The following is a 20,237-nucleotide window of genomic DNA, read 5'->3' on the forward strand; positions in this document are numbered from 1 at the left end:
AGGTGTTTTCGTGAATTACATCGATGCACATATTCATTTCGACCAATATGAAGAAAAGGACCGGGATATAATTTTAGCAAATCCGAAGTTACATTCCCTCGTAACGGTTTCAAATAATATTGCATCTTGTGAGAAAAATTTACTGCTTTCTCGAAAACATCCAAAAGTAAAGCCTGCTTTTGGGTACCATCCCGAACAAGCACTCCCTACAGAAGAAGAGAAAACAGCGATCTTTCAATTCATTAAAGATCATAGGGAGGAAATGGTGGCAATTGGCGAAGTTGGGTTGCCTTATTATTTGGAAAAAGAGGGGAAAGTGGCTAATCAGGAGCCGTACATAGAAATGTTAGAACAGTTTATCCTACTAGCTAAACAATTAAATAAGCCTATCGTGCTCCATTCGATTTATGAGGATGCACCATTAACATGTGAGTTACTTGAAAAGCATAATGTGGAAAAAGCTCATTTTCATTGGTTCAAAGGTGATAAAAAAACGCTGGAACGTTTAGAAGACAACGGATATTATATTTCGATAACTCCCGATATCGTCTATAAGGAAAGAACGCAGCAATTAGTAAAAGATTACCCGTTAACATTATTAATGGTAGAAACAGATGGACCATGGCCGTTTGAAGGTCCATTTAAAGGGCAGCAAACGACTCCACTGTTAATCGAAAAAACAATGAAGTGTATATCAGAAATAAAGATGGTGCCGCTAGAAGTAGTGGAGCGTCAAATAATACTAAATACATCTAGTTTTTATAAAATTTAAAACAGTTAAAAAACATAAGTCAAACTATTTAAAAATTAGGAAAATAATTGTATGATAATAATAGAAGAAAAATATTAAGTGTTACGAAATATTCGGTTTACAAAGAAGTAAGTTTCAACATGGTTTTTCAGACGTTTGGGGGATAAAGTATGTTAAGAGTATTAAAATTTATTAAACCATACCGAATAGCCGTTTTTATCGCTTTAGCTTTAATGTTAACAGAGCTATTTGTAGAACTGTTTCATCCGTTATTAATGGCGAAAATTATTGATGACGGTATTTTGCAAGGGGATCTGTCTGTCGTCATGAAGTGGGGAGGAATAATGGTTGGTCTCTCGTTTGTTGCATTTGCAGCGGGAATCATTAACTCCTTTTTTGCGGCACATGTAAGTCAAAGCTTTGGATTTGATATTAGAAGAGCAATGTATGAAAAAATACAGTCATTTTCATTTGCAAACTTTAACTTTTTTCCAACATCATCGTTAATAACGAGAATGACAAACGATGTTACCCAAATACAAAATACTGTTTTTATGAGTTTACGTATTATGCTCCGTGCACCGCTTCTTGTTATTGGCGGAGTAATTATGGCGCTATTCGTTAACTTCCGCTTAGCCTTATTCGTTTTAATTGCTGTTCCATTTCTTTTCTTTTTCTTAGTTTGGGTGATGAGGAAAGGATCTGGATTGTTTACTGCTGTTCAACAGAAAGTAGACGGAGTAAATAATGTAATGCGAGAAAATTTAGGCGGGATTCGCTTAATTAGAGCCTTTTTACGTCATGATCATGAAAGTAAACGGTTCACGAAAGCGAGTGGCGAGCTACAAGATAAAACCGTTCGTGCACTTCGCTTAATGGAAATTGCGATGCCAATTCTTTTACTCGTCATGAACTTAACAATCATTGCAGTATTATGGTTCGGAAATATCGGGGTTCAAAATAACAATGCACGAGTAGGAGAAATTGTTGCGATTGTTAACTACGTAACGAGAATAACGGGTGCACTGTCCATTTTATCTTTTATTATTATGGCATTCTCACGGGCAAAAGCATCGTCCACACGTTTAGCAGAAGTGTTAGAGGAGGAAATTGATTTAGTAGACATAGAGCAAGCAAAGGAAATGGAAACAGTCGACCCTCCTCATATTGAATTTGATGCTGTTTCCTTCCGCTATCCAGGAACGAACACTACTGTTATTGAGGATATTTCATTTGAAGTAAAGCCTGGTGAAACAGTGGCGATATTAGGCTCAACAGGTTCGGGGAAATCTAGTTTATTTCAATTACTTCCACGGCTGTACGACGTTGATGAAGGGGCCATCTATATCGATGGGCAAGATATTAAACAATTAAAACTAGCTTATTTAAGAAGATTAATTGGATACGTTCCACAAGAATCGCTTCTTTTTACCGGAACAGTTAGTGACAACCTTTCATGGGGAAAAGAAAATGCAACGATGGAAGAAATGATAGAAGCGACGAAAGCAGCACAAATTCATGATACGATTGAAAGATTACCTAAAGGCTATGAAACGAGATTAGGGCAAAAGGGAATTAACTTATCAGGCGGACAAAAGCAACGACTCTCTATTGCGCGAGCATTAATAAGAAAGCCGAAAATTTTAATGATGGACGATAGTACGAGTGCGCTAGATTTAAAAACAGAAGGTAAACTGTTACAGGCTTTGAAAAAATACGAATGCACGACATTTATCATTACACAAAAAGTGAGTACCGCAACAGAGGCGGACAAAATATTACTTATGGATGATGGTATGTTACTCGAGCAAGGAACACATGAATCACTATTGAAAGAGTCTTCTCTCTATCAAAAAATTTACGAGTCACAGTTCGGAGAGGAGGTATCTTATGCAAAAACAGCAAAATAAAAAAGCAAAAGATATGTTCGGGACTCTAAAACGAATTTGGCAATATCTTGCCGTGAAAAAAGGCATTCTAATTTTAGTATTTTTAATGGTTATCGTCAGTTCGGCATTAGGGTTACTCGGTCCGTTTCTCGTTGGGATGGCAATAGATGACTATATTGTAGAACAACAGCTTGGTGGCTTCATTCCGGTGTTAATCGGTCTCGTGTTCATTTACATTTTTTATTCCTTATCGATGTGGCTACAAAACTATTGGATGATTGGAATTGCCCAAGATGCGGTATATACGATGAGAACGCAACTTTTCCATCATCTCCATCGATTACCGATTCCATTTTTCGATAAGCGACAACACGGAGAGTTAATGAGCAGAGTAACAAATGATATTGAAAACGTAAGTTCTACATTAAATAGCTCCGTTATTCAAGTTTTCTCAAGTGTCTTAACATTAGTCGGAACAGTGTCTGTTATGTTGTACTTAAGCCCTTTAATGACGGCCATTACATTAACGATTGTTCCTGCAATGTTTTTAGGTTTACGTTGGATCACGAAGAGAACTGGCCCGTTGTTCAAAGAAACGCAAAAAAATCTCGGAGAGCTAAACGGCTTTATCGAAGAGACAATTTCCGGACAACGTATCGTTAAAACATTTTCACAAGAAGAAAGAGTGATGGAGGAGTTTGAAGAAAAGGCGACAACTTTAAGAAAAACAGCCTATTGGGCACAAACATACTCCGGTTTCATCCCAAAATTAATGAATATGTTAAATAACTTAAGCTTTGCCATTATTGCGGGTGTTGGTGGAGTGCTAGCCCTCAACGGTGTTAGTGGCATTACGATCGGGGTTATCGTTATTTTTGCAGAGTACTCGCGCCAATTTACTCGTCCATTGAATGACTTGGCGAACCAGTTTAATACACTTCTTTCAGCGATTGCTGGAGCGGAAAGAGTATTTGATATTTTGGATGAAGACGTGGAAGCCGCTAATGAAAAGAATGCGGTGGAAATTTCCTCTGTTAAAGGAGAAATTGAGTTTCAAAACGCAACTTTTTCATATGAAGACGATGACCAAACGATTAAAAATGTTAGCTTTATCGCTTCTCCAGGAGAAACGGTAGCATTTGTTGGACCTACTGGTGCAGGAAAAACGACGATTATTAATTTAATTTCACGCTTTTACGATTTAGATAGCGGGAAAATTCTTATTGACGGTCATGACATCTCTAAAGTGAAAAGAGCAAGTTTACGAAGCCATATGGCATTTGTGCTCCAAGATTCCTTCCTGTTTGAGGGGACTATTTTAGAAAATATTCGCTACGGAAGATTGAATGCAACTGATGAAGAAATAGTAGAAGCGGCAAAAGAGGCAAACGCACACAGTTTTATTATGAGACTACCGAAAGGATATGAAACTGTTTTATCCCAAGACGGCGGCGGTATTAGCCAAGGACAAAAACAGCTATTGTCGATAGCGAGAGCCATCCTTGCCAACCCATCTATTTTAATACTAGATGAAGCAACAAGTAGTATTGATACAATTACCGAAGTGAAGATTCAAGAAGCACTACAACGTTTAATGGAAGGGCGAACAAGCTTCGTCATCGCTCACCGTCTAAACACCATTCAAAAAGCAGATCAAATTTTAGTATTAAAAGAAGGTCAAATCATCGAAAAAGGCAACCATGAAGAGTTAATGGAGAGTAAAGGATTTTACTACGAGTTATTTTCAAGTCAAAAAAGAGTTGGGTAGATTATTGAGTCGAGGCTGTCCAAAAAGTCAGGAGTTACTGGCTTTTGGGCTTTTTTATTTTTGTTGAATGGTGTGGCTATCTGATTGGCTTGTATCAAAGGAGTGAATGGGGGCCGCAACGATTTGCGAAAAGCTCGTGGTGGAACAGAAACGGTTGGGTGTTGAACAGAAAATAGAGGTTGTTGAACAGAAATCGTGTTATGTGAAACAGAAACACGAACCAGGCTGGGAAAAGTCCGTCCGAACGGTCGATGTGGAACAGAATCGATAGGATGTTGAACAGAAACTCGAGGATGTAGAACAGAAATTGAGTTGTGTGAAACAGAAACGTGTACCAGGCTGGGAAAAGTCCATCCGAACGGTTGATATGGAACAGAATCGACAGGGTGTTGAACAGAAAACCGAGGATGTAGAACAGAAATCGTGTTATGTGAAACAGAAACACGAACCAGACTGGGAAAAATCCGTCCGAACAGGCCATTTGGAACAGAACCGATAGGATGTTGAACAGAAACTCGAGGATGTAGAACAGAAATTGAGTTGTGTGAAACAGAAACGTGTACCAGGCTGGGAAAAGTCCGTCCGACCGGTCGATGTGGAACAGAACCAATAGGATGTTGAACAGAAAACCGAGGATGTTGAACGGAAATCGTGTTATGTAATACAGAACCGCAAACCAGGCTTGAAAAATTACATTCGAACCAGCAATGTTTTTCAGAATGTGAAAATGGTTTGCAGTTGAATTATATAAAATAACTTTCTATTTTGTGCATTTCTACAAACATCTACAAAATCAATTGTTTTTTTTACTAAAAGTGTTGTCTTATTTATATCATTAAATTATAATTCAATTAATATAATTTTCTGAAAAGTGGAAATTGTACATGTGTGAAGGGGAGGGAATATTTTGGCTGAAAAAACAGAGTTAGAAAAAGTGGTTAGTTTTTTAGTAGACATTTTATGGAGCACGCCAATGATTGTGCTTTGTCTAGGAGTAGGTCTATACTTTACGTTTTTTACAAAGTTCGTACAAGTAAGGCTTATTAAGGACATGGTCGTTCAAATGTTTAAAGGGAAAAGTTCTAGTGCTGGAGTTTCATCGTTCCAAGCGCTAGCGATTTCATTATCAGGACGCGTAGGAACAGGTAACATTGCCGGTACTGCAACGGCTATTTTTTATGGTGGCCCTGGGGCAGTATTTTGGATGTGGACGATTGCCTTTATTGGTGCAGCAAGTGCATTCATTGAGTCTACACTAGCACAAATCTATAAAGAAAAGCGTGATGGGCAATATCGTGGGGGACCAGCTTATTACATTGAAAAAGGTATAGGTTGGAAATGGTATGCCATTCTTTTTGCGATTTCAGCAATTTTAGCAATGAGTTTGCTAATGCCTGGAATTCAAGCAAATGCGATTGGTGAAGGGTTAAGTAACGCCTTTAGTTTTAACAAAACGTGGATTGCGGTAATTTTAGTAGTAGTTTTAGCAGCGATTATTTTTGGTGGAGTTAAAAGGATTGCTTCTGTAGCGCAAGTAGTTGTTCCATTTATGGCAATTGCGTATGTCTTTTTATCTATTATTATCGTTATTATGAATGTTACAGCATTACCAGAAGTTTTCGGTTTAATCTTTAGAAGTGCTTTTGCAGTTGATTCTGCCTTTGGTGGAATTATCGGTATGGCCATTGCTTGGGGAGTAAAACGTGGTATTTATTCCAACGAAGCTGGTCAAGGTACAGGACCGCACGCAGCAGCGGCAGCGGAAGTATCTCACCCGGCAAAACAAGGGCTTGTGCAATCTTTCTCTGTTTATATCGATACGTTACTTGTTTGTTCAGCAACAGCATTTATGATTCTCTTCACAGGTATGTACAACGTTCAAGGTCCAGATGATACGATGCTTCGAAGTAATTTAGGTGAAACAGTTTCTGCTGGTCCTGCCTATACGCAAGCCGCAATTGAATCCGTTCTACCTGGATTTGGGGCTGGATTCGTAGGTATCGCTCTGATGTTCTTTGCATTTACAACAATCATGGCTTATTACTATATTGCCGAAACAAATGTTGCCTATATTTTCAAAGGAAAATGGAATAAATATGGAATGCTTGCTTTAAAAGTAATTCTATTAATCTCTGTTTATCTTGGAACGGTTAACGAGGCTGGGGCAGTATGGGATTTAGGTGACGTCGGGCTCGGTATAATGGTATGGCTGAACTTAATAGCCATTGTTATTTTAGCAAAACCAGCGTTGAAGACATTGAAGGATTACGACGAACAACGTAAGCAAGGTTTAGACCCGACTTTTGATCCAGAAAAACTAGGTATTAAAAATGCAGAGTTCTGGACAGAAGAATATAAAAAAGAAGAAGATAAAGTTTCGTAAACAATGTAAGGTGCGTGGTTCATGCAGAGCCCGCACCTTTTTTGTGTTCTGCGAGCTGAAATATGAGCCAGTGAACTATTTATGTGTGTTGCAAATCGATTTATGTGGGCCAACAGTCAAATTATGTGTGCAAGGTCTTCGCTTATGTTGGACACGATCAGAAATAAGAGTCTATTCCCGATTTATGTGTGTCGTGAATCAATTTATGTGGGGAACCCGCGAATTTATGTGTGCCAAGTGACCGTTTATGTGGGACACGATCAGAAATAAGAGCACGTGCTCCATTTATGTGTGTCGTGAATCAATTTATGTGGGGAACCCGCGAATTTATTTGTGCCAAGTCCCCGTTTATGTGGGGCACGAGCAGAAATAAGAGCACGTGCTCCATTTATGTGTGTCGTGAATCAATTTATGTGGGAAACCCGCGAATTTATGTGTGCCAAGTCCCCGTTTATGTGGGGCACAAGCAGAAATATAAGGCAGCCCTCCTGTAAAACAGAAATTAGTTTCCCATCGTACCCTGAATTTTGCGACACGCATAATCAATTGGCAAACGCATACCCGTCCGATTTTTACAACCCAACAGCAACAAAAACCCACCTTACCATACGAAGGTGGGCTCAACAATATGTATCAATCAAACGTTTGTTTGAAGTGGAACTCGCCTAGTTTACGTTAATTTGTTTTAACGGTTTATCGGCAGGGCCTTCTAATACTTCGCCTTTAACGGAGAACCTTGATCCGTGACAAGGGCAATCCCAGGACCGTTCTCCATCGTTCCATTCTAATTCGCATTTCATATGTGTACACGTTGTATCAACGCAATAAACATTTCCTTGTTCGTCCTTGTAAGCACCAGCTCGTTCCCCGTTAACAGTAACGACTGCACCTTCATCTAGTTTTAAATCTTTTATCTCTCTTGTAGGTCTTTCAAGCTTACCTTCAATTAAATGTCCAGCAACATCAAAGTTAGTAGTGATAAACTTTTTCAAGCTTGGATCCGCTACAAATCGAGAAGGAGAGAATAACTCCTTATATTTATTATCATTTTCTAAAATGATATCTTTTAGCAACGTGGCTGCAAATGTGCCGTTTGTCATCCCCCATTTTCGATAGCCGGTGGCAATTAAAATACGTGGGCTATTTTCGGTAATATGTCCGATATACGGCATTTTGTCTAACGTGTATAAATCTTGGGCTGACCAGCGATAGGCAATTTCTTTCATACCAAGCACTTGCTCGCCGAATGTTTGTAATGCTTCGTAGTGCTCTTTTGTATTTTTACCTTGACCAGTTTTATGGCCGTCTCCGCTAATAAGTACATACTCTTGCCCTTTAATTGTCACGGAACGTAGCGATCTTTTAGGGCTATCAGAGCTGTAATACATCCCACCAGGATATGGAGCATCAATTTTTGCTGCAAGCACGTATGATCTTTCTGCATACATGCGAGAAAAATAAAAGCCTTTTGCATCATAAAAAGGAAAATGAGAAGCCGCCACAATGTAATTACATTTAATTTTTGGTCCTTCTTTTGTAATCACTTTTAGCTCTGGTGTCTCTTCTACATCCACTGCTACTGTATGTTCAAATATTTGCCCGCCGTTATTAACTATTTCGGTAAGTAGCGTGTTCAAATATTGTAACGGGTGAAACTGGGCTTGTTCTTTCATGGCAAGAACTGATTGTGTCTCAATGGAAAAAGGAATGCTATTTTTCAGTTCATTTGGAATGCCAAGTCGTTCATAGGCTGCATACTCTTTTCTAACCTTTTGATCGTCTGCGTCACTAATGGAATAAATAATCGCGTCTTGCGTTTTAAAGTCGCATTCAATTCTTTTTTGACTAACAAGATTTTTTACATAATGAATAGCATCTGTACTTGCTTCGTAATATAGTTTTGTTTTTTCTACTCCGAAATGATTAATGAATTCATCATAAATGATACCGTGTTGTGCCGTTAATTTAGCTGTAGTATGACCGGTAGTCCCATTTAAAAGGTGGTCGGCATCAATAAGTACTACTTTTACCCCGGCTTGTGTTAATTCATAGGCGGTTGTAATTCCAGTAATACCACCCCCAACGATACAAACTTCGGCTTCAATGTCATGTGTTAATTTTTCAAAAGAGGGTAAGTCTACACTTTGTCGCCAATAAGGCTCGGGTGATTTCGGTAGTTCGTTATTGTCGTTTTGTACGTTCATCATCTTTCCTCCTATAACTTCTATGTTCATAATTTTTCCAAGTAAGAGAAAAACATGTATTTATATATTGCAAATAACAAAAAGAAGGAATATAATTTTATTAACCAGTGGTCAATAAAAGGAGAAAATTAAGATGACACCTAGAAAATCGAAGAAGGACGAATTAACGCAGCAAATGATTTTAGATACGGCCAGAGAAATATTTGTGAAAAAAGGCTACAAAGAAACATCAATGAGAGTAATAGCGAAAGAGTTAAACTGTAGTCACGGTGCCATTTACTACTATTTTAAAGATAAAGCTGAGCTTCTCTATGCCATTATTAACGCTGATTTCCAACTTTTGAACAATCTAATTGATACTATTTTACAATCAGATCAGTCTAACGGGGAAAAGCTACGAGCTATTCTATTTAGCTATCTTCAGTTCGGGTTGGAAAATAAGAGTCATTATGAAGTGATGTTTTTAATGAAAAGAGAAGGCGGGGGAAGCGAGTCGGGACCGAATGTATCGTACGAAAAGTTTGCTCATGCACTTAATCAATTAGGTGGTGGCACAATTTCCATTAAGCAAATTTGGTCTGTCTTTTTAGCTCTACACGGATTTGTAAGTCAATACTGTTGGACAAATCAAACATTTGAAGACGTGAAGCAGTTGGCGGAATCTCATGTTGATTTTATATGGAAAGGATTAAACTTAGAGGAGATGATGTAGTGAAAAAGGCGTTAGTGTTAGGTGCTTCTGGTGGAATGGGTTACGCGATTGTTCATGAACTAGTAGGGCGAGGAGTAGAAACGGTTGCTTTTGCTAGAAATGAAGAAAGGTTGAACAGTTTATTTGGAAATATTCCTGGTGTATCTATTGTTCCCGGAGATGTTGCCAACTTAGAAGACTTACAAGAGGCGGCAGATGGAGTAGATGTTATTTTTCATGCGATGAACATTCCGTATGAACAGTGGGAAAGTTCATTAGCTACTCTCGTGAAAAATATTCTTGCAGTAGCTGAGCTAGTAGGTGCGAAGCTTGCGGTCGTAGATAATATTTACGCTTTTGGACGAAGTGGTGGAAAGAAAATCACTGAGGATCATTTGAAAAACCCGCATACGAAAAAAGGGAAAATTCGATTACAAACGGAAAATATTATTAAAAGTTCAACCGTACCATACGTCATTGCCCATTTCCCTGATTTTTACGGACCTAACGCAACAAACGCCATACTTCACTATACGCTTAAAGATGTGGTGGAAGGGAAAAAAGCAGGATTTGTTGGCAATAAACAAATTGAACGGGAATTTATTTTTACACCAGATGGGGCGAAAGCTATCGTAGAGCTATCGTTAACCGAAGCAGCTTACGGACAAAACTGGAACATTCCTGCTACAAAGCCGATTACCGGAAAAGAAGTAGAAGCAATTCTACGGAATCATTTTCATTACACAAAATCTTTTTACACAATTCATAAATTTATGATTGGGGCACTAGGTCTATTCCAGCCTCAAATGCGAGAAGTAGTCGAAATGCTTTATATAACGGAAGAACCAACGATTTTAGATGGTAGTAAGTACGAAAAGCTCATTGGCCCACTACCGAAAACGAGCTACGAAGACGGTTTACGTGAAACGTTAGACTATTTAAAGAAGGAAGTTTTAGAGAAAGTTGGAATATAGGTGAAAAAAGAGTAGAATGAGTGAGACAACATTGTAAAACATATGAATAAAGGTACGGAATATAAAGGAGTTAATCTATGACAACATCATTCATTTCAACTTTAAAGCCATTTATCCAACAAATATGGGAAAAAAGTGAATTTCAAGAACCGACAGCTATACAGCAACAAGCAATTCCAGCAGCCTTAGAAGGTAAAGATTTATTAATTGAATCTCCGACTGGAACTGGAAAAACGTTAGCGTATTTGCTACCTATTTTAGAAAAAGTAGAGGCTAATAAACAACATCCACAAGCAATCATACTAGTTCCTTCAAAAGAATTAGCGATGCAAATTTTAGAGCAAATCCAGAAATGGACAGAAGGAACAGACATTACTGGTGCATCTTTTATCGGTGGAGCAAACATCAAACGTCAAATTGAAAAATTAAAGAAAAAGCCAGAAATCATCGTCGGTACCCCAGGTCGTTTAGCAGAACTTATTCAAATGAAGAAAATAAAAATGCATGAGATGAAGACGGTCGTATTAGATGAGGGAGACCAGCTATTAACGTCAGAGAATATGAAGTCTGTTAAAAATATTGTGAAGTCAACGTTGAGTGAACGCCAAGTAATGTTAGTGTCTGCAACTCTTAAGGAAGAAGCAAATGCCGTCGCGAAAGAGTTCATGCAAGACCCTGTAACAGTGAAAGTAGAAAGAGATGAAAAGAGTAAAGCGCAAGTGGAACACTTTTACGTTGTTTGTGAAAAACGTGAGAAAGTGAACGTACTAGCAAACGTTCTTCGCCAACCAGGCATAAAAGCGCTAGCGTTCGTCCGTGATATAGGAAACTTAGCGGTTGTAACGGAAAAATTAACATACAAACAACTAAACGTCGGTGTTTTACACGGTGACTCTTCTAAAAAAGAAAGAGAAACGGCTTTAAAAGATTTTAGACGTGAAGAATATCCGATATTACTAGCAACGGACGTAGCAGCACGTGGACTAGATATTAATGAAGTAACCCACGTTGTTCATTTTGACGTACCGTTAGATGCAGCAGCCTATACACATCGCTCTGGTCGAACTGGCCGTCAAGGTGCAACCGGAACAGTCATTTCGCTCGTTGCTCCAACGGAAGAACGCGATTTAAAAAGAATCGCTCGTGACCTAAACCTTACGCTAAACAAACGCGAAGTTTACGGGGGGCGCTTAGTCGAGCCGAAAGAAGGATCTGCAAAACCTGCTGGGAAAGAAAAACGTCCTAACTCATCCAACAATACCCGTCCAAAAAATGCTGGACCCGGACCGTCAAAGCGAAATTCACAAACTAAATCACGTTCGAAATAACCATCCTTCGGTAGTGTCAAAAGTTCTATGAAAAACTAGCACGGTTCATACTACCTACCATTTATTAGGTGGAAATACCACGCTATCGCTCTTGACAAACACACCAATGGTTTATTCAGAGGTCAATCAAGGGCGAAGGGAACAAAAGAAGGCATGCTAAATAAACCCTTGACTTTTTCCATTTTAAACCATTGGTAAGTTCGGTTTGTCAAGAGTTCGCTTCGCCGATAGCTGAATAGGGCTCAGCTAAACAAAAGTTAGGCTGACTGTTGTTGAATCCAGTCTTGAGCTAATCCAATAAGGGCTGTCCATCTCGCTGGCATGGTTGGTAGCTTTTCTAATTCTGGAAGTGTTACTGGCACTTTACCTTCAAGTGAAGAATGTGGGCGCAAGAAGTTAAAGTAAGCCACAAACAATGTCACAAAAGAAACAGATCCTTGTTCAGAACCAAAGCCGTGCGTCGATCGATAATTCCCTTTAAACGTGCGATTTAGTCTCTCGATGATTTGCTTGAGAGGTCGATACTCTCTAGAGACATCGTCTTCATTTGTTAGCCCGATGACCTGTTTTACGTCAAACGATATGTGGTTCTCTGCGAAGAAATGCTGTGCCAACAAGTAAATAGGGTTACCATCTACTACAAATTGTAGGTTTTCTGGTATTACTTTCAGTTTCACTAGTACTTCATCAATCGCTCGTATCGCTGTTGCGGTGTCGCGATTTGGTGATACTGGATACGAAAGAATGACTTTCTTGACCGCATCAAAAAAGAAAAACAGATAATGCCAACGACCGTTGACCCGGATGTACGTTTCATCCCCACAGAATTGATCCGACAGCTCATACGGAAAGTAGTCAATATAAGGCTTGAGCCATAATGCGACGCTGTTTTCGTAGTTTAGGATACTTTGATGGGAGACAGACACGCCGTGAATATCCTTCATGATCGCTGCCGTTTTACGGGCCGATAATCCGTAATTGACATGGTACGTCAAGATGAGCCCAAGTGTATGCGGTGAAACATACAATCTTGATAAATCGACTTTTGGCTGCTTTGGTGATTGTTTGGATAACGGTTGATAGTCGATGTGGAACTTCCGGTAAATGTAGCGAACTTTCAGCGATTGTGGATCTTCTTTAAACTGTTTTTTCTCTTTTTTAGTCATGGCGCTCAAGTTTTTTTGATAATAGGTACACATATCATTTTTGCACTTAAACACGTGAAAATCTTTTCGTTCTTTAATTTTTTCAAGCGTTTTAAGGCAGTGAGGACACTTAAGAATGGCCTCTTTCTGATAATGACTTTTTTTATTGAAAACACACGCACACACCTTACACTGATATTGTCCTTTTCCTCCGTTGTTTGCGTACAAATACGCAGAAGGAGCACCACACTTAGGACAACATAAGGTAGACGGTACGGGCGTAGAATTCGCTCGACGCTGTACTGGTTTTAACGGTTTCCCTTTGGATTGAAGGTGTTCCGCTAATAAAAGCTGATAATCGAGCCTTTCTAGTTTTTCAATAATAGGTAAATCATCAATTTGAAGCTTTCGATAAGGCTGATTAACAGGAGCTTCTTTTGGTTTATCGAACATGCTTTTTCCAATCAATAGAGTAAGCAAAGTTCGAATAATTTGTTCTTGATAGTTTATAAAAGTTAATAAATAGGTTATAATTTGAGGGTACAAATTGTCACTTCCTTTTCTGGAATTGGGTGTTGTGGTAACCTCAATTATCTACAGAATTCAGGGGGTGGCAATTTTTTTGCTTATAAAGCCCTCTAACATAGGATTTAATAACCTATTTTTATATAAAGTTTTGACAATACGCATCCTTCAGAGGGTGGTTTTTTTATGAAAGGAAGTAAAAGAATAAAGGATACGAAAAAAATATCTAGAATACTTAAAAGTAGATCATTACATAAATTTGGAGGCCAAACATGAAACCAGCCTATTTACTAGCAATTATGATAATTATTTTAATAGTTATCATCGTTGGAAGTTATTGGATTACAAAAGATTATTGGCAAGTGGGTACGGCCATTGTATATTCGTCAGATTACGGAGTATCCCAATTTCACACAAGAAGTGTCACCTAAAGTTCGCTCTCGTTAGCGGGCTTTTTTTTATTTACAAATCACCCATTAAAATCCATAACAAGCAATGATTGTGCTTACAAAATTTACGAAATATTCTAGGTTATCAAAATTGTAAAAATATTTCATTGATTTCTATTAATTATCAGAATATAATGTTACCTAACAAACGTTAGGTGGTGTGAAAATGAGGCAAAAATTAATTGAGGCTGCACTGCACCAATATTCTTTACATGGTTATCATGGAGCAACGATGCGAAAAATTGCTGATGAGGTTGGGATAAAGCCTGCATCTATCTATTTCTTTTTTGAAAATAAAGAAGAACTATTCATCGCTGCATTTGAACAACTTTTACAAGCTCATTTTCAGGCGATGCAAACTGTGTTAGCCGAGAACGAGGATCATCCGGTAGAAGAAATATTTTCAAAAATGTTACACGGTATAGCTTCTCACCATACAGGCGATATGCAAGGAACGATTGCATTCATTTCCCTTGTCACTTCTCCAATTCCAGAAATAGATTCTTATTTAAAAAAGTACATGCTGAAGTTTAATAATTGGTTAATAGATTCATTGCAAACTCTAATCAAACAAGATTACCCGACAATATCAGATCAAGAGGTAGATCGAATTATTAAGCAATATGTGCTAATCGGTAACGGTGTGTTTTGGGGAATTAACTTGTATGAAGGGGAAAGTTTTAAAGAGCAAGTGGAATTAGCAGATTCATTAATACAATCACTTTTTATCGGATTAGATAAAAAAGAAAAGGAGACAATCTCATGACAATCAAACAAGATCAAGCTATTACAAAAGATTATGAACGAGAACCGGTGCCGTTAGAACAAAGAAAAGGTTGGTTAAAGCTTTCCATCGTGTGGCTAGGTGGTATTGTTGCTCTTTCCGCAACGGCACTAGGTGGAGCGTTAGGTGGAGGATTGCCACTATCACAAGCAATTATCGCTTCCTTTGTAGGGACGTTTATTTTAGCTATTTTAAGTGCTTTATGTGGAGTGGTTGGAGCAAAAACAGGCCTTTCTACATCGTTTGTTTCGAAGTTCGCCCTCGGTCGTTACGGCTCTTATGCAGTTTCCATCATCATCGCAATTGCGCTATTTGGATGGTTCGGGGTACAGCTAGATATATTCGGAGCAACGTTACACAACGTTATTTTGTCCGTATTTAATGTAAGTGTACATCCGAAGTTGTTAGTAGTAATCGGTGGAATTTGTATGACGCTTACTGCATTTATCGGCTATAAAGCAATTGAAAAATTAAGCTTAGTTGCAGTGCCATTATTAGCGGTTTTACTAATTGCATCGTTAGGAAAAGTAATGAGCAATAGTGATTTTTCAACAGTTGCAAATGCACCACTATTTGGAGATGCGTTAACGGTAGGATTATCTGTTTCGCTAATTATCGGTTCATTAGCGACTGGAGCGATTATCGGCCCAGATATTTCTCGATATGCGCGCTCTACGAAAGATGCAGTTATTTCTTCATTCGTCGGCTTCTTCGTTGGATTTAGTATCGTTTTAATTATTGCAGCAATTTTAGCGAAAGCAACAACAGAGGTTGATATTGTAGCGATTATGCTCGGTTTAGGTTGGGGATCAGCGGCTTTATTAATTCTTATTCTCGCTCAATGGACAACCAATGATAATAACTTATATTCTTCGGCACTTGGCTTTTCTGTAGTGTTCAAAAAAGTACCAAAATCTATGTTAACAGTAGTAGCTGGAACAATCGGTACACTAATGGCGGTCGGTGGCATTTATGATAACTTTATTCCATTTTTAATTTTCCTTAGTGCACTTATCCCTCCGATTGGAGGAATTTATGTAGGTGATTTCTTAAATAATAGATCTAAATATCAATTTAGTAACTTATCAAATGTAAAAAATATTAATCTTGTAAGTATCGCAATTTGGGGAATCGCATCGTTCGTTGCTTTCAGTACGACACCAAGTCCGAATGGTTTCGGTTGGTTCACACTAACCGGCGCATCTGGATTTGACGCATTTTTAGTAGCATTTATCCTTCAGTTTATCGTAAGTAAAACGTTAAATAAAAATGAACAAGCTGATATCGAACTAAAGGCGAAAGGAGCATAACATTCATGAGATATATAGGAAAAGAAGAGATTGAAAATATTGCGATTGGGGCGGCTCTATTAGGTACTGGAGGTGGGGGTGACCCTTACATTGGTAAACTAATGGCGTTACAAGCGATAGAAGAGTACGGGCCTATTAAACTTTTAAGTATCGATGAAGTTCCCGACGATGCATTAGTCGTGCCCACTGCCATGATGGGTGCACCAACTGTTATGATTGAAAAAGTACCTAGTGGGGAAGAAGCAATTGAATCTTTTCAAACTTTACAAAACTATTTAGGAAAAGAAATTTTTGCAACGATGCCGATTGAAGCTGGTGGGGTGAATTCCCTTCTGCCGCTAGCGCTAGCTGCTAGGTTAGGTTTACCAGTCATCGATGCTGATGGGATGGGGAGAGCATTCCCTGAGTTGCAAATGGTGACGTTTCATCTAGATGGTGTAAAGGCAACACCGATGGTTTTATCCGACGAAAAAGGAAACAATTTATTATTTAACACGATTGATAGTGTTTGGGCGGAAAGAATTGCCCGCGGAGCTACGATTGAAATGGGTGGTTCTGTTATGCTATCTATCTATCCAATGACGGGGAAAAATATAAAACAATCTGCCATTCATCATTCGTTAACGTTTGAAGAGCAAATCGGAAAAGCGATTCGTGAAGCGAAGAAAAATAATAAAAACCCAATTGATGAAGTAATTGCCTTAACGAACGGTTATTCATTATTTAAAGGAAAAGTTACCGATATTAACCGAAAAACACAGCAAGGCTTCTCGAAAGGAACAGCGACTATCGAAGGGTTGGAAGAAAATAAAGGGGAAGAATGCTACCTCCACTTCCAAAACGAACATTTGCTAGCAGAAACGAAAGATAATGTGTTATGTGTTACTCCTGATTTAATAACAGTGTTAGACAAAGAAACTGGAATGCCAATTACGACAGAAGGATTAAAATACGGAGCGCGCTGTGTTGTGATCGGTATCCCAGCAGACAAGAAGTGGCGTACACAAAAAGGGATTGAAGTAGCAGGTCCACGCTATTTTGGCTATGACTTAGATTTTTCACCGGTGGAACAGCTGTTACGAAAGGAGAATAACTAATGCCGAATTACCGAATTGGAATTGACGTTGGGGGAACTCATACAGATGCCGTAGTGATAGATGAAAACTATAACGTAGTAGCTGAAGTTAAAGCTTCAACTACAGAAGATGTTAGTAGTGGAATATATGATGCATTAAGCAAAGTAGTTGCTTCTGCAAATGTACCTGTAAACGAAATAAAGCACGCAATGTTAGGTACAACGCACTGTACGAATGCAATTGTAGAAAGAAAAAGATTAAATAACATAGCCATCGTTCGTATTGGGGCACCAGCTACTTTAGCGATTAAACCGTTAGTAGGAGTGCCAGATGATTTAAGAGAAATGCTCGGAAAACATGTTTACTTAGTTCGTGGCGGACATGAATTCGACGGAAGAACAATTGCTGAGTTAGATGAGGAGCACTTATACAAAATAGCTCATGAAGTAAAAGGAAAAGTAGACTCTGTTGCGATTACATCCGTGTTTGCACCAGTATCCGCTGACCATGAGCAGAGAGCGGCAGCAATTTTTCAAGAAGTGTTAGGTGATGAAGTTGCTCTATCGCTTTCGCATGAAATCGGTAGTGTCGGTTTACTAGAGCGTGAAAATGCTACGATTTTAAACGCAGCGATTGTAAAGGTTGCTCGTACGACAGCTTCTGGCTTCATTAATGCACTACAACAAGAAGGGATACATGCACAAGTATTTTTCGGTCAAAACGACGGAACGTTAATGTCGGTAGAATATACGGTGAAATATCCGATTCTTACAATTGCTTGTGGACCGACGAATAGTTTGCGTGGTGCTTCTTATTTATCAGACAGAGCCGATGCCCTTGTTATCGATGTAGGTGGAACAACAACGGATGTTGGAGTATTAGTTGATTCTTTCCCTCGTCAATCGTTTTTAGCGGTAGAACTTGGTGGTGTTCGGACAAACTTCCGTATGCCGGATATAACAGCAATTGGCTTAGGTGGAGGAACAATTGTCCGAATTGCCGAAGACGAAAGCTTCCAAATTGGACCTGACAGTGTCGGACATAAGCTCCCACAAAAAAGTTTAATTTTTGGTGGAGATACGTTAACGACAACTGATGTAGCGGTTGCCTTAGGGATTGTCGAACTTGGTGACCCAAGTAAAGTCGCGCACTTAAACAAAGAATTACTCCAAAAAATTTATGATCGAATGATTGAAATGGTAGAAGAAACGATTGATAAAATGAAGACTAGTCAAGAGCCTATCCCAGTAATTTTAGTTGGAGGAGGAAGTGTCCTATTCCCAGGCGAGCTTCAAGGCGCTTCAGAAGTGATAAAGCCGACAAATGCTGGTGTAGCCAATGCGATCGGTTCTGCTATTTCTCAAGTAAGTGGTCAAATTGAAAAAATCTTTTCCGTAGATGAACTAGGCAGAGAAAAAACGATGGAACTTGCAAAAGATATGGCCCGTCAAGAAGCGATTAAAGCAGGAGCAGATCCGGAGCAAATATACATCGTAGATTTTGAAGATGTTCCATTAGCATACTTACCAGGAAATGCAACGAAAATAAGAGCAAAAGCTGCAGGACCATTATTTTTAAATTAAACGAAAAATCCGCAAACTACTCAAAAGGTTTGCGGATTTTTTTATAACTAAATTTTCACCTCAGCCTTCACCTTCAACGTTTCAAAACCGCGGAAAGCGACATTTGCTCTCCGTGTTGGTTCTTCCATTAATTCTGGTTGGTGAAAATGGTCTAACAATGTTTCAAATGCTATCTCTGCTTCTAGTCTAGCGAGAGGAGCACCTAAGCAAAAATGAGGTCCTGATGCGAATGATAAATGTTTAATCGTGCTACGAATAATATCAAATTCGTGAGGACGCTCTACTACTGCTGGGTCTCGATTTGCTGCTCCTAATACGACAAAAGCCATCTGTGCTTTTTCCATCTCAACACCGAATAGATTCATATCTTCCCCAACCCATCTTGAAGTTAGTAATACAGGTGGGTCATAACGTAACGTTTCTTCGACTAGATTGGAAAGAAGGGAGCGGTCTTCCCGAACTTTTTCATACTGATCCTGATGCTTTAATAGTTGATAATATCCGTTCGTAATTAAATTTACTGTCGTTTCGTGACCAGCAATTAATAGAAGTAAACATGTTGAAATAATTTCTTGCTCTGTTAATTTATCGCCAGCTTCTTCTGCAGTAATGAGCCCACTTAAAAGGTCATTTGCAGGCTCTAGCCTTCTTTTTTTAATTAATTCACGAAAATAATTGTTTGCTTCTTCAACATGTGGAGCAGCAGCCTCCCATTCTTCTGCTGTCGTATTAAAATCAATGAATTTAATAAACGCTTCGGACCATATTCTAAATTGGTCACGATCTTCTTTTTCTACCCCAATGAGCTCGGCTATTACCATAACAGGTAACAGATAAGCGAAATCGTGAATAATTTCATGTTGCTCTTTTCCTCTTCGTTGCTCCATTAAATAAGAGGCTAAACTTTTTATCGTTGGCCGAAGTTTTTCTACCATTCGAGGTGTAAAAGCTTTCGTTACTAAGCTTCTTAATCGTGTATGGTCTGGTGCATCTTTAAAAAGCATCATATTTCTAACCGTCATGACCGCGGGCATTAAATGAGCAGGTGGTGTAAAGATTTGATCTGGAGGTAATAGGTTGCGGATTTCTTTCATAAATCTACCATCTTTTAATACCGTTTCTACTTCTTTATAGCCAGTAACTAGCCAGCCAGATGTATTAAAAAGATGAACCCACTGAACATTGTTTCCTTGGCTAAATTGTTCTAAATACGGAAACGGGTTATGTATAAACGATTGTAAAACTTCTTTATTCAAATTCATCACTCCTTTTTCCAATTATATTCGCTAAAAAAAGATAGTATCCTTTTCTTTTGGAAAAAATCCCCTCAGTTAGTTTTAAATTTTAAAGCTTATGTTACACAATTTGACATGAATA

15 protein-coding genes are annotated in these 20,237 nt (G+C 38.6%); 12 read left to right on the forward strand and 3 right to left on the reverse strand.

Annotated elements, in window-relative coordinates; all coding sequences use genetic code 11:
- Positions 1–10: 10 nt before the first annotated feature.
- The 4 genes from BC6307_RS00955 (at position 11) to BC6307_RS00975 (ending at position 6,791) form a co-directional block, all read left to right on the forward strand.
- Positions 11–772 carry a TatD family hydrolase gene (locus tag BC6307_RS00955; RefSeq protein WP_066421301.1) on the forward strand — a complete coding sequence of 254 codons (762 nt, stop codon included), beginning with the start codon at positions 11–13 and terminating at the stop codon, positions 770–772.
- Positions 773–921: 149 nt separating this feature from the next.
- Positions 922–2,661 (forward strand): ABC transporter ATP-binding protein, encoded by a 1,740-nt coding sequence (locus BC6307_RS00960; protein WP_066421304.1) that lies wholly within the window; start codon positions 922–924, stop codon positions 2,659–2,661.
- Complete coding sequence (locus BC6307_RS00965) at positions 2,642–4,408, forward strand: ABC transporter ATP-binding protein (protein WP_084380743.1); 1,767 nt, start codon at positions 2,642–2,644, stop codon at positions 4,406–4,408. The genes BC6307_RS00960 and BC6307_RS00965 overlap by 20 nt, the downstream gene beginning before the upstream one ends.
- A gap of 973 nt (positions 4,409–5,381) precedes the next feature.
- On the forward strand, positions 5,382–6,791 hold the full coding sequence (locus tag BC6307_RS00975; RefSeq protein WP_066421675.1) for an alanine/glycine:cation symporter family protein: 1,410 nt from the start codon (positions 5,382–5,384) through the stop codon (positions 6,789–6,791).
- A gap of 665 nt (positions 6,792–7,456) precedes the next feature.
- Here the strand turns inward: BC6307_RS00975 and BC6307_RS00980 are convergent.
- A complete protein-coding gene (locus BC6307_RS00980; protein ID WP_084380765.1) occupies positions 7,457–8,998 on the reverse strand; it encodes an FAD-dependent oxidoreductase in 1,542 nt (513 codons plus the stop codon).
- A gap of 130 nt (positions 8,999–9,128) precedes the next feature.
- Here BC6307_RS00980 and BC6307_RS00985 point away from each other — a divergent pair, with 130 nt between their 5' ends.
- The 3 genes from BC6307_RS00985 to BC6307_RS00995 all read left to right on the forward strand — a co-directional run bounded on the left by BC6307_RS00985 (position 9,129) and on the right by BC6307_RS00995 (position 11,988).
- The gene (locus BC6307_RS00985; RefSeq protein WP_066421656.1) at positions 9,129–9,707 is read left to right on the forward strand and encodes a TetR/AcrR family transcriptional regulator; all 579 of its coding nucleotides are present in this window, start codon (positions 9,129–9,131) and stop codon (positions 9,705–9,707) included.
- Positions 9,707–10,660 carry an SDR family NAD(P)-dependent oxidoreductase gene (locus tag BC6307_RS00990; RefSeq protein WP_066421665.1) on the forward strand — a complete coding sequence of 318 codons (954 nt, stop codon included), beginning with the start codon at positions 9,707–9,709 and terminating at the stop codon, positions 10,658–10,660. The genes BC6307_RS00985 and BC6307_RS00990 overlap by 1 nt, the downstream gene beginning before the upstream one ends.
- Positions 10,661–10,737: 77 nt before the next feature.
- Complete coding sequence (locus tag BC6307_RS00995) at positions 10,738–11,988, forward strand: DEAD/DEAH box helicase (RefSeq protein WP_084380767.1); 1,251 nt, start codon at positions 10,738–10,740, stop codon at positions 11,986–11,988.
- A 257-nt stretch (positions 11,989–12,245) separates the two neighbouring features.
- Here BC6307_RS00995 and BC6307_RS01000 read toward each other — a convergent pair whose 3' ends face one another.
- Positions 12,246–13,679 carry a DDE-type integrase/transposase/recombinase gene (locus BC6307_RS01000; protein WP_094366019.1) on the reverse strand — a complete coding sequence of 478 codons (1,434 nt, stop codon included), beginning with the start codon at positions 13,677–13,679 and terminating at the stop codon, positions 12,246–12,248.
- Between the two features lie 251 nt (positions 13,680–13,930).
- Between BC6307_RS01000 and BC6307_RS24625 the strand changes: the two genes are divergently transcribed.
- The 5 genes from BC6307_RS24625 to BC6307_RS01020 all read left to right on the forward strand — a co-directional run bounded on the left by BC6307_RS24625 (position 13,931) and on the right by BC6307_RS01020 (position 18,860).
- Positions 13,931–14,089 (forward strand): hypothetical protein, encoded by a 159-nt coding sequence (locus BC6307_RS24625; protein ID WP_157076717.1) that lies wholly within the window; start codon positions 13,931–13,933, stop codon positions 14,087–14,089.
- A 184-nt stretch (positions 14,090–14,273) separates the two neighbouring features.
- Entirely contained in the window at positions 14,274–14,873 is a 600-nt protein-coding gene (locus BC6307_RS01005) for a TetR/AcrR family transcriptional regulator (protein WP_066421308.1), read from the forward strand.
- Entirely contained in the window at positions 14,870–16,201 is a 1,332-nt protein-coding gene (locus BC6307_RS01010) for a cytosine permease (protein WP_066421311.1), read from the forward strand. The genes BC6307_RS01005 and BC6307_RS01010 overlap by 4 nt, the downstream gene beginning before the upstream one ends.
- A gap of 5 nt (positions 16,202–16,206) precedes the next feature.
- Positions 16,207–17,298, forward strand: coding sequence for an S-methyl thiohydantoin desulfurase family protein (locus tag BC6307_RS01015; protein ID WP_066421314.1), 1,092 nt, complete (start codon positions 16,207–16,209; stop codon positions 17,296–17,298).
- Positions 17,298–18,860, forward strand: a complete 1,563-nt coding sequence (locus BC6307_RS01020) for an ROK family protein (protein WP_066421317.1) — start codon at positions 17,298–17,300, stop codon at positions 18,858–18,860. The genes BC6307_RS01015 and BC6307_RS01020 overlap by 1 nt, the downstream gene beginning before the upstream one ends.
- A 47-nt stretch (positions 18,861–18,907) precedes the next feature.
- On the opposite strand, the gene BC6307_RS01025 is transcribed toward BC6307_RS01020, so the two are convergent.
- On the reverse strand, positions 18,908–20,116 hold the full coding sequence (locus BC6307_RS01025; protein ID WP_066421320.1) for a cytochrome P450: 1,209 nt from the start codon (positions 20,114–20,116) through the stop codon (positions 18,908–18,910).
- Positions 20,117–20,237: the final 121 nt, after the last annotated feature.

The organism is Sutcliffiella cohnii (assembly GCF_002250055.1).
Taxonomy (GTDB): Bacteria; Bacillota; Bacilli; order Bacillales; family Bacillaceae_I; genus Sutcliffiella; species Sutcliffiella cohnii.